The organism is Arthrobacter sp. PTI12, assembly GCF_056679915.1.
In genome coordinates this window covers 2,066,890-2,077,781 of the sequence record NZ_CM155256.1, presented here as the reverse complement: position 1 = coordinate 2,077,781, position 10,892 = coordinate 2,066,890, and the positions used below count along the sequence as shown (strand labels likewise).

Below are 10,892 nucleotides of genomic sequence, written 5' to 3'. Positions count from 1 at the left end.
ACCTGCGTTCGAGGTTCAGTGTACGCCCTGATGTGGTGGACGCGGGATAGCAGAAGGGTGTTCTAGGAGTCCCCGGCGAAGCGTTGGATCAGCCCGAGGGCAACGATGACCACGCCCCACGCGAGCCCGAGGGCAACCGTGAAGCGGTTAAGGTTGCGCTCAGCAACTCCGGAAGACCCCATGCTGGTTGTCATGCCGCCGCCGAACATGTCGGACATACCGCCGCCCCTGCCTTTGTGGAGAAGGATGAGCAGTGTCAGCAACAAGCTGGTGATACCCAGCAGTACCAACAGGATGATACGGAGAATTTCCACGGTGACCTTTCAGCGTGACCTTAGTCGGTCACCAGATGGTGCTCGAACCTGACAATGTTAGCAAACTCATCGACGTCCAGGCTCGCTCCGCTAACCAGCACACCGTCGACGTCGCGCTCCTTGAGAATCGCAGCGGCATTCGATGCTTTCACGGAACCCCCGTAGAGAAGCCGGACCCGCGCAGCAACTGATTCGTCGAAGATCATGGCAAGTTCCGCGCGGATGGCTGCGCACATCTCCTGTGCGTCACCTGGCCCAGCAACCTCACCCGTTCCGATGGCCCACACAGGTTCGTAGGCGACCACCAGATTGCCTGCCTGCTCCGTGCTCAGCCCGGCGACGTCCTCGCGAAGCTGCCCGAGAGTATGTTCAACGTGGTTCCCCGCCTGGCGAATCTCAAGCCCCTCGCCGACGCAGAGGACCGGAACCACATTGTGGCGGTATGCGGCCTGTACCTTTCGGTTCAGGAGTTCATCCGACTCACCATGAATGGTTCGCCGCTCCGAATGGCCGACAAGCACGTAGGCGCATCCAAGCTTCTCCAGGAACTGACCGGAAATGTCGCCGGTGTAGGCGCCGGAATCGAAGGGTGAAAGGTCCTGGCCTCCGTAGACGATTTCGAGGTCATCACCCTTGACAAGCGTCTGGACTCCGCGGAGGTCGGTGAACGGAGGGAACACCGCCACCTCCACGCGCGAGTAGTCGTGCTTTGCGTCATCGAGGGTCCATGCCAGTTTCTGCAGCAGGGTAATGCCCTGGACGTGGTCCAGGTTCATCTTCCAGTTGCCGGCGATCAGTGGACGCCGGTCGAAAGTTCCGTTCGTCGAGGAAGTCATGGTTCTCCAGTTCTAGAGAGAGGTCTGCGGAAGTGGTGTCAGCGCTGCAGAGCGGTCAGGCCCGGCAGTTCCTTGCCTTCAAGGTATTCCAGGCTCGCGCCGCCACCGGTCGAAATGTGGCTGAAGCTCGACTCGTCAAAGCCGAGGCCGCGGACGGCCGCGGCCGAATCACCGCCGCCAACCACCGTGAGCGCACCCGCCGACGTTGCATCAGCGAGTGCCTGGGCCACAGCTTTGGTACCGGCCGCGAAGGCATCGAACTCGAACACGCCCATTGGCCCGTTCCAGAAAACTGTGCGCGCCTGGCCAATGTGGCGGGCGAAGGCAACGCCCGACTCGGGACCGATATCCAGTCCCAGTCCCGCCGCGCCGTATTGCCCTGATTCCATGGCTTCGGCGGGCCGTGTCTCATGGCCGGCGTCGGCCGCAAACTTCTCCGCAACCACGATGTCGGTAGGCAACACGAATTCGGTGCCGGCCTCCTCGGCGCGGGCGAGGTAGCCACGTACGGTGTCGAGCTGGTCCTTCTCAAGCAGGCTCGCACCGACGGAGTGTCCCTGCGCAGCGAGGAAAGTGAAGACCATGCCGCCGCCGATCAACAACCGGTCCGCTGTGCCGATGAGGTTTTCGATGACGGCAAGTTTGTCTGAAACTTTCGAACCACCGAGCACGACGACGAAGGGCCGCTCCGGTTCCACGGTCAGGCGCTGCAGAACATCCACTTCGGCCTTCACGAGGTCGCCCTGGTAGGCAGGCAGACGCGATGCGATGTCATACACGCTCGCGTGCTTCCGGTGTACCGCGCCGAAGGCGTCGTCCACGTAGGCGCCGTTGGTACCCGTCAACTGCACGAGTTCGTCTGCGAACGCTGCCCGCTCGGAATCGTCCTTGCTTGTCTCACGTGAATCGAAACGGACGTTCTCCAGAACCAGTACGGCTCCCTCGGACAGGCTGGAGGCACGCGAGCGCGCGCTCTCACCGGTGACATCATCGGCGAAGGCCACGTCGAAGTCCGCCAGCTCAGCCAACCGGTCCACCGCAGGCTTCAGCGAATACTTCTCTTCGGGTGCGCCTTTGGGACGGCCAAGGTGCGCCATGACGATCACCGCCGCGCCGGCCTCGGTCAGCCTGCGCAGAACCGGCAGCGAGGCCCTGATCCGGCCGTCGTCGGTCACACGCAGGTTGGGAAGGCTGCCATCGAGCGGCACGTTCAGGTCCGATCGGACCAGTACGCGCCGCCCGCGCACGCCAACTTTTAGCAGATCATCCAGCGATGAATAGCTCACAGTGTCCCTAGGAGAGCTTCGCCGCGACGATTTCGGTGAGATCAACGAGGCGGTTCGAGTAGCCCCACTCGTTGTCATACCAGCCGACCACCTTGACCTGGTTGCCGATGACCTTGGTCAGGCCGGAGTCAAAAATGCACGATGCCGGATCCGTCACGATGTCCGAGGAGACGATGGGCGCCTCCGTGTAGGAGAGGTAGCCCTTGAGCGAGCCGTCGGCTGCCGCCGCCTTGTAAGCCGCGTTCACTTCCTCTGCAGACACTTCGCGGCCGACAGTGACAGTGAGGTCGGTCGCCGATCCGGTGGGAACCGGTACGCGGATCGCGTAGCCGTCAAGCTTGCCCTTCAGTTCGGGCAGCACGAGGCCGATCGCTTTGGCGGCACCAGTGGAAGTAGGCACCATGTTGATGGCTGCTGCACGGGCGCGGCGGAGATCCTTATGCGGTCCGTCCTGAAGGTTCTGGTCCGCCGTGTAGGCGTGGACGGTTGTCATCAGACCGTGCTCGATGCCGAAGGCGTCATTGAGCACCTTCGCCAGGGGGCCCAGGCAGTTGGTGGTGCAGGAGGCGTTGGAGATGATGTGGTGGTTCTCGGGATCGTACTGGGCGTCGTTGACTCCCAGTACAACTGTGAGGTCCTCGTCCGAGGCGGGAGCGGAGATGAGAACCTTTTTGGCGCCGGCGTCGATGTGCTTGCGGGCGTCGGAGGCCTTGGTGAAGAACCCGGTGGACTCGATGACGATGTCCACACCGAGATCCGCCCACGGAAGGTTAGCAGGATCCCTCTCGGCCAGCACCTTGATGGTCTTGCCGTCCACCACGAGGGCGCCGTCCGAAACTTCGACGCTGACTCCGAGGCGGCCGGTGACGGAGTCGTACTTCAGCAGGTGAGCGAGCGTCTCAGGACTGGTGAGGTCATTGACGGCAACGATTTCGAGATCGGCGCCCTGTTCGAGGGCCGCGCGGAAGTAGTTGCGCCCAATGCGCCCGAAGCCATTGATTCCAATACGGGTAGTCACTGTATCTATCTCCTTGCTAGGGGTTGCTGCCGGCGGCTGTTGCCCAGGAGGTAGAGCCTGCCCGGCGACTGAAATGTCTTGCACCGCACTGTGCGCGTTGTGAAATCGTTCGTTCCCGTGTACTAGCCGCTCGAGGACCGGCCACTGCACTCCATGTTACGCACCGGCGCCCTTTCCCGCCGGGTTGGCGGGAAAGGTTACGCGCGGCGGGAATCAATCAGGACAGGGTAATCAGACCCGATGCGTTGGCGCGGGCACCTTCGAAGCGGCGGGCAACATCTGCCCAGTTGACGATATTCCAGAATGCCTTGACGTAGTCCGCCTTGACGTTCACGTAATCGAGGTAGAACGCGTGCTCCCACATGTCCAGCATGAGCAGCGGCGTGGTCCCGACGGGAACGTTGCCCTGCTGATCGTAGAGCTGTTCGATGACGAGGTTTCCGCCGATGGGTTCCCAAGCAAGCAACGCCCAACCTGAACCCTGAAGGCTCAGTGCGGCTGCGTTGAAGTGTCCGCGGAACGCGTCGAACGAACCAAACGCATCATCGATTGCGGCTGCGAGCTCGCCCTCGGGCTTGTCGCCGCCGTCCGGCGAGAGATTGTTCCAGAAAACGGAGTGGTTGATGTGTCCGCCGGTGTGGAAAGCAAGATCCTTGGACAGTTTGGGAACATTAGCGAAGTCCCCCTTCTGACGAGCCTCGGCGAGCTGTGCAAGGGCATCATTGGCACCCTTCACGTACGCTGCATGGTGCTTGCTGTGGTGAAGCTCCATGATCCGCGCCGAGATATGCGGTTCAAGCGCCGCGTAATCGTAGTTGAGTTCGGGCAGTACGTATTCGCTCACGAAATCCTCCAGGTCCTGTAGTCCGGGCAGAAGCCCGGTTGTTGCGGTTCTCCAGGCTAGGCCCCGCACCTTTGCCGGCGCGCGGGAGGCCCTTGAACTTCCATCCTATGCACGTATTCAGTCATCCAACATGTCGGCGGTCACATTGGCCTCGGTTCCGGGGATTCCGAGATCGATGGCGCGCTTGTCAGCCATTGCGAGCAAACGGCGGATACGCCCGGCGATGGCGTCCTTGGTCATCGGGGGATCCGCGATCCGGCCCAACTCGTCAAGGCTCGCCTGTTTGTGGCCGACACGAAGCTCGCCTGCGTACTTCAGGTGATCGGGCACTTCCTCGCCCAGGATCTCCAGCGCGCGCTCGACCCGCGCTCCGGCCGCCACTGCTGCCTGCGCAGACCGCCGCAGATTGGCGTCGTCGAAGTTGGCCAGACGGTTGGCTGTGGCCCGGACCTCCTTTCGCATCCTCCGTTCCTCCCACACCATCAGGGCATCATGGGCGCCCATGCGGGTGAGGAGGACGGCGATCGTGTCGCCATCCCGGATGACCACGCGGTCCACCCCGCGGACCTCCCGCGCTTTTGCTGCTATTCCGAGCCGGCGCGCGGCACCGACGAGTGCGAGTGCTGACTCCGGTCCGGGACAGGTGACCTCCAGGGCCGACGACCGGCCCGGCTCGGTCAGCGAACCATGGGCAAGGAACGCACCGCGCCACACTGCCTCGGCATCAGCAGCCGAACCGTTGACGACGGCGGACGGCAGTCCCCGCACCGGCCTCCCCCGGCTGTCGAGCAGTCCGGTTTGCCGTGCAAGTGATTCACCGTCCCGAACGACGCGAACAACATAGCGGTTTCCCCGCCTCAGACCGTTCCCCGAGACGACGATGATCTCGCCGGTATGCCCGTAAACGTCAGCGATGGCCGTGCGCAGCCTGCGCGCAGTCGATGCGAGGTCCACTTCCGCCTCGATTACGATCCGCCCGGAAATGATGTGCAGGCCGCCGGCAAAACGCAGGAGTGCGGAAACCTCAGCCTTGCGTACCGACGATTTCTTGACGTCGAGGTGCGAGAGTTCCTCTTTCACATCCGCGGTCAGCGCCACAGACACCCTCCTAGAATTCGCCGAACATGTCGTGGTAGGCCGTTGCCAGGCGCAACGCGTCATGGACCGGTCCGCCGCTTGAAGACCCTACTTTACCCAAGAACGCCCGGCCGCCCATCTCTGCTACAGCGGCTTCGAACTCGCCGCGGTCGGCAACCACCGAAGGGTCCGCGATGACGGCGTCGATGCGGAAGTCGGGCGCGTAACGCCTGATCACCGCGAGGTGATCGACAGCGCTCATTCCGAGAGTTTCCTTGGTGTCGTTGGTTAGATTCATCGTCAGGCAACGCCGAGCAGTAGTGGTGCAGAGTGCATCCCGCAGCTCGGGCAGAAGGAGGTGTGGAAGCACAGAGGTGTACCAGGATCCCGGTCCGAGGATGACCCAATCGGCCAACTCGATCGCGTTGAGTGCATCAACGCAAGCCGGAGCGTCCTCGGGAAGCAGGCGCACCTTGCTGACGTTCCCGGAACTTCCCGCCATGGCGAGTTGTGCCTGCCCGGACACTCTCCGGAGCCGCAGGCCGCCGTCAACCTCTGTCAACACATCGCCCTCGATAGTCAGCGGCACGCTGGCCATCGGCAGCACACGTCCACGCGCGCCGAGGAGCGCTCCTGCCCACTGAAGGCCCGCGACGGGGTCGCCGAGCAGCTCCCACAGCGTGACGATGAGGAGATTGCCGAGTGCGTGGTTGTCGAGCGAACCCTCTACTCCATCCCGGGATGCAAATCGGTGCTGCATCACATCCCGCCAGGTCCTCCCCCAGTCGGTGTCATCACAGAGCGCTGCCAAGGCCATCCGGAGGTCCCCGGGCGGGAGGACACCAAGTTCGCGGCGCAGCCGTCCGGAGGAGCCGCCGTCATCCGCTACGGTCACTACAGCAGTGAGCTCAGATGTGAGGAGCCGCAGCGCCGACAGCGACGCCGACAATCCGTGGCCGCCGCCCAGGGCGACGACGGACGGAGCGCTCTCCTGGAATCCTATGCCGGAGCGCACGGCCGACGTGGCGGGAATCAGCGGCAGCGATCCGGTGAGGACCGCCACTATTCCCGCCCGAGGTCTCGGTGGTGTGCGGTCACCTGTACGCGGGGCAATTGCGCAAGCCGCTGCGCAATCTCCTCGGTCACCGCAACAGAGCGGTGCTTGCCGCCCGTGCAGCCGACAGCAATCGTGGCATAGTGCTTATTCTCGCGGCGATAGCCCTCGAGGACGGGCTCGAGGGCGTTCACGTACCGGTCTATGAACTCGGCCGCGCCGTTCGCCTCGAGGACATAATCCCGGACAGGTTCATCCATGCCGGTCTGCGGCCGGAGTACGGGCACCCAGTGCGGGTTCGGGATGAAGCGGACATCCGCGACGAAGTTGGCGTCGACAGGCAAACCGTACTTGAAGCCAAAGCTCATGACGTTCAACCGCAGGACGATCGGACCTGAGTCCGAGAACAGTTCAGTGATGGTGGTTGCGAGTGCGTGCACGTTCAGCTGGGTGGTGTCCACCACGAGATCCGATGCGTGCTTGAGTTCCTGCAGCACCTCCCGTTCCGCCGAGATGCCGTCCAGGATACGGCCGTCCCCCTGGAGGGGATGCGGCCGCCGTCCCTGCTCGAAACGCCGCACCAGGGTGTTGTCTGCTGCATCGAGAAACAGGACCCGGTAGGTGATCCCCGCCGTCCGGAGCGCTGCCAGGGACCCCTGCACGTTCTGGAACAGTTCCTTGCTCCGGACGTCGATGACGACCGCGAGCTTCGGTATGGACTCCGGTGTACGGGACACGATCTCGGTGAGGGTGCTCAGCATCTGCGGCGGAAGGTTCTCCACGACGTACCAGCCGTGGTCTTCCAGCGCGTTTGCCGCCGTACTGCGGCCGGCACCGGACATGCCCGTAACCACGAGCAGTTCGGATTCGGCAGGTTTGACCGGCGTTAGACCGTCAGTCTGGTTCATATGTTCGTTTTCCGTCCCACCATCACACGCAAAGGTGCGCCAGCCTCAGGGCCGGCGTCCACATCTACCCTAACTAAGAATCGAGTATTTCGCCGGTCGCCATGTTCACGGCAGCGACGGGCGTCCTGTCCACCCCTTCGCCGCTTCCGGGCGCGAGCTGATGCCGGATCACAGCGGCCAACGCAGGCCCGACGCCCTGCACCGCCTGCAGTTCCTCCACACTTGCCGACCTGAGTTTGCGGACCGAGCCGAAGTGCTTCAACAGGGCGCGCCGTTTCGCAGGCCCGAGCCCGGGCACCTCGTCCAATACCGACACCGTCATTGATTTTCCACGCTTCTGGCGGTGGTACGCCAGCGCAAACCGGTGGGCCTCATCGCGGATGCGCTGGAGGAGGAACAATCCCTCCGAAGCGCGCGGCAGGATGACAGGAAAGTCCCCCTCAGGCAGCCAGACCTCTTCAAGCCGCTTCGCGAGGCCGATGACGAAGACGTCGTCGATTCCAAGGTCTGCCAGCGCACGTGCGGCCGCTCGCACCTGTGGCTGGCCGCCGTCCACCACCACGAGGTTGGGCGGGTAGGCGAACTTCTGGCGTGTTGGCGCTTTCGGATCCGCGGGCACCGGGCTGCCGCCGTCGTCGTCCTTGTATCCGTCTTCATTTCCGTCTCCGGGCAGGGAATCCAGCGGGTTACTCTCGGCAAGATAGTTGCGGAATCTGCGCGAGATGACGTCATACATGGACGAGGTGTCATCGCGTGCGGCGTCCCCGGTGATGGAGAACCTGCGGTAGTCGGACTTGCGGGGCAGTCCGTCCTCAACCACGACCATCGACGCCACCACATTGGTGCCCTGGACATGCGAGATATCGAAGCATTCGATCCGCATCAGCGGCATGGGCAGATCCAGCGCTTCCTGCAACTCCTGCAGGGCAGCAGACCGCGTGGTGATGTCGCCGGCACGGCGGCTCTTGTGAAGCCTGAGGGAGTCGGCGGCGTTCTGCCTGACCGTACCGAGCAGAGTGGCCTTGTCCCCCCGCTGCGGCACCCGGATATCCACGCGGGCTCCACGGAGCTGGTACAGCCATTCACGTATCTGTTCCTCGTTACTCGGCATTTCCGGAACGAGTACTTCGCGGGGAATCCGGTTGTTGCTGCTGTTACCCTCGCCGTACACCTGCTGCAGGAGGTGCTCAACGAGGTCTGCGGTGGTCATGTCCTCCACCTTTTCCACCATCCATCCGCGCTGACCGCGGATCCTTCCGCCGCGTACGTGGAAAACCTGGGCTGCGGCTTCGAGTTCATCCTCGGCGAGGGCGAACACGTCGGCGTCCGTGTCTTCACTGAGTACGACGGTGTTGCGTTCGAAGACCCTCTTCAACGCGGCGATGTCATCGCGGACACGTGCGGCCGACTCATAATCGAGTTCGGCAACCGCCGCGGACATCTTCTGTTCGAGCTCACGGATGAAGCGTCCAGCCTGTCCGGACATGAAGTCGCAGAACTGTACCGCGAGCTCGCGGTGGTCTTCCGGTGAGATGCGTCCCACACAGGGGGCGGAACACTTGTCGATGTAACCCAGCAGACACGGCCGGCCCGAGCGTTCTGCTCGCTTGAAGACGCCGCTGCTGCACGTGCGCACAGGAAAGACGCGGAGCAGGGTGTCGACCGTCTCGCGGATCGCTTTCGCCGGGTAGAAGGGACCGAAGTAGCGGGTGTCCTTGCGCCGGTCACCGCGCATGACCTGCACTCGAGGGTACTTTTCCCCCAACGTGACCGCCAGGTAGGGGTAGGACTTGTCATCCCGGAACATCACGTTGAAGCGCGGGTTGAATTCCTTGATCCAGGTGTACTCCAGCTGGAGCGCCTCAAGCTCACTGCCGACGACCGTCCACTCAACACTTGACGCAGTGTGCACCATGGCCCGGGTGCGCGGCATCAACCCCTGGGGATTCGAGAAATAGGAGTTAAGCCTGGAGCGAAGGTTCTTCGCCTTGCCGACGTAGACTACCCGCCGATGCTGGTCGCGAAACCGATACACCCCTGGATCCTGCGGGATCTCGCCGGCTTTCGGGCGGTACGTTGCTGGATCTGCCACCCGAATATCCTACCGGCGTGCCGCTACTGAGCTGTCGGCTACCGAGCCGTCGGTGCCGGAGCGTGTTCGGGCAACCGGGCGTCATTCGGCCGGACCTACGTTGTAACCGGCGGCCCTGGCCTGGCCGGTCAGCACCGCTATGGCGTCCATGATCGTATCGGTGGCCTGCCTGCGTGCAGGCAGGGAGTGGTCCGGGCCTGTCCGCTCGAAATACAGCGGCTTGCCGATCTTCATGGTGAAGTGTTGTGGACGGATCCAGCGGCTGCCCGCCGGCTGGAGCCGATCCGTACCGAGCAGCCCCACCGGCACCACCGGCGCACCGGTGGTGAGCGCGAGCCACCCCACGCCGGTCCTCCCCCGGTACAGCAGTCCATCGCGGGATCGTGTCCCTTCCGGGTAAATGCCGACGCCGTCTCCCGCCTCCAGCATGCCGAGCAGGGTCTTGAGCGCCTGGACGCTTGCTGCCTGTTGGCCCCGCTGGACGGGAATCGATCCGACTCCCTCAAAGAACGAGCGCATCAGCGCGCCTTTCATGCCGGTGCCTGTGAAGTACTCCGCTTTGGCGAAGAACGCTACGGGACGCGGCATGAGGGCCTGCACCAGGACGCTGTCGAGAAATGACAGGTGGTTGGGGGCGACGATGAACCCAGCGCTGGGCGGTACGTTCTCAAGTCCTTGGACGGTGGGCCGGCACAAACCGGCGATCAGGCCGCGGGTGCTGCTGCGCGTGAGGTCATAGACGCCCACGGGTCACCGCCCGGGCCGGCTCCGCGTACGCAAGGATGTGTTCGAGCAGACTGCCCGCCGTGGACACGATCGCGGCGGGCCCGGCTGACTCGAACTCCCGTTCGCTGCCGAATCCCCACGCGACGGCGATGCAGTCCAAGCCGTTGGCTGCTGCGCCTTCAATGTCATGCACGCGGTCACCGACCATAAGCGCACGGTCGAAGTTGCCCTGATGCCTGGCGAGTGCCTCCGCAATGATGGTTCGCTTGCCGTCCAGCGCAGCGGCCGCCAGCTCGTTGTCCGGTGAGCCGTGGATGGACGCGAAAAGGTTTGCCATTTCCTGGACTTCGAGGAGCTCGCGGGCAAGCGTTTCGGGTTTCTGCGTGGCGACGGCTACCAGATGCCCGCGGTTTAGGAGTTCCGCGACCGCATCCGCTACGCCCGGATACGGCCTGCTCTGCGCCATTCCGTGGGCGCGATAGGCGGCGCGATAGAGAGAAATCACCTCGTCCACGCGGTTCTCGGGGACCTTCGCTATGTCTACGAGCGAGCGCACCAGCGCCGGCCCGACCATCCGACGCATATCCGCCGGGCTAGGCACCGGCAGGCCGAGCTTACCCAGCGCCCCGGCGATCCCACCGGTGATTGCGCCCTCCGGGTCCACCAGCGTGCCGTCCAGGTCAAACAGAACGAGCAGGCGCGTATTCTTCACGGGGCAAGTTTCCCATAACGGCACC

Annotated in this window: 11 protein-coding genes; all 11 read right to left on the bottom strand. The window is 63.6% G+C overall.

The features are described 5' to 3' along the window. Window positions 1–62: 62 nt before the first annotated feature. On the bottom strand, window positions 63–314 hold the full coding sequence (gene secG, locus AC1MBU_RS09970; protein ID WP_026543639.1) for a preprotein translocase subunit SecG: 252 nt from the start codon (window positions 312–314) through the stop codon (window positions 63–65). A gap of 20 nt (window positions 315–334) precedes the next feature. Next, the gene (gene tpiA / locus AC1MBU_RS09965) at window positions 335–1,150 is read right to left on the bottom strand and encodes a triose-phosphate isomerase (RefSeq protein WP_479787129.1); all 816 of its coding nucleotides are present in this window, start codon (window positions 1,148–1,150) and stop codon (window positions 335–337) included. 38 nt (window positions 1,151–1,188) lie between these two features. After that, a complete protein-coding gene (locus AC1MBU_RS09960; protein WP_277357184.1) occupies window positions 1,189–2,436 on the bottom strand; it encodes a phosphoglycerate kinase in 1,248 nt (415 codons plus the stop codon). A 7-nt stretch (window positions 2,437–2,443) separates the two neighbouring features. Then, window positions 2,444–3,454 carry a type I glyceraldehyde-3-phosphate dehydrogenase gene (gene gap / locus AC1MBU_RS09955; RefSeq protein ID WP_277357185.1) on the bottom strand — a complete coding sequence of 337 codons (1,011 nt, stop codon included), beginning with the start codon at window positions 3,452–3,454 and terminating at the stop codon, window positions 2,444–2,446. Window positions 3,455–3,671: 217 nt separating this feature from the next. Beyond that, complete coding sequence (locus AC1MBU_RS09950) at window positions 3,672–4,298, bottom strand: superoxide dismutase (protein ID WP_056547556.1); 627 nt, start codon at window positions 4,296–4,298, stop codon at window positions 3,672–3,674. Between the two features lie 117 nt (window positions 4,299–4,415). After that, entirely contained in the window at window positions 4,416–5,396 is a 981-nt protein-coding gene (gene whiA, locus AC1MBU_RS09945) for a DNA-binding protein WhiA (protein ID WP_479787127.1), read from the bottom strand. Window positions 5,397–5,406: 10 nt separating this feature from the next. Next, window positions 5,407–6,438, bottom strand: a complete 1,032-nt coding sequence (locus AC1MBU_RS09940; protein WP_277357186.1) for a gluconeogenesis factor YvcK family protein — start codon at window positions 6,436–6,438, stop codon at window positions 5,407–5,409. Continuing rightward, a complete protein-coding gene (gene rapZ / locus AC1MBU_RS09935; RefSeq protein ID WP_277357187.1) occupies window positions 6,438–7,337 on the bottom strand; it encodes an RNase adapter RapZ in 900 nt (299 codons plus the stop codon). Before rapZ ends, AC1MBU_RS09940 begins: the two co-directional genes overlap by 1 nt. 73 nt (window positions 7,338–7,410) lie before the next feature. Beyond that, window positions 7,411–9,429 (bottom strand): excinuclease ABC subunit UvrC, encoded by a 2,019-nt coding sequence (gene uvrC, locus AC1MBU_RS09930; RefSeq protein WP_277357188.1) that lies wholly within the window; start codon window positions 9,427–9,429, stop codon window positions 7,411–7,413. An 81-nt stretch (window positions 9,430–9,510) separates the two neighbouring features. Continuing rightward, window positions 9,511–10,176, bottom strand: coding sequence for a lysophospholipid acyltransferase family protein (locus AC1MBU_RS09925; protein WP_479787126.1), 666 nt, complete (start codon window positions 10,174–10,176; stop codon window positions 9,511–9,513). Beyond that, a complete protein-coding gene (locus AC1MBU_RS09920; RefSeq protein WP_479787125.1) occupies window positions 10,163–10,867 on the bottom strand; it encodes an HAD hydrolase-like protein in 705 nt (234 codons plus the stop codon). The genes AC1MBU_RS09925 and AC1MBU_RS09920 overlap by 14 nt, the downstream gene beginning before the upstream one ends. Window positions 10,868–10,892 lie beyond the last annotated feature (25 nt).

Coding starts and splice junctions, on each gene's coding strand:
- tpiA (WP_479787129.1), bottom strand. CDS start 1,150: ATGACTTCCTCGACGAACGGAACTTTCGACCGGCGTCCACTGATCGCC.
- rapZ (WP_277357187.1), bottom strand. CDS start 7,337: ATGAACCAGACTGACGGTCTAACGCCGGTCAAACCTGCCGAATCCGAA.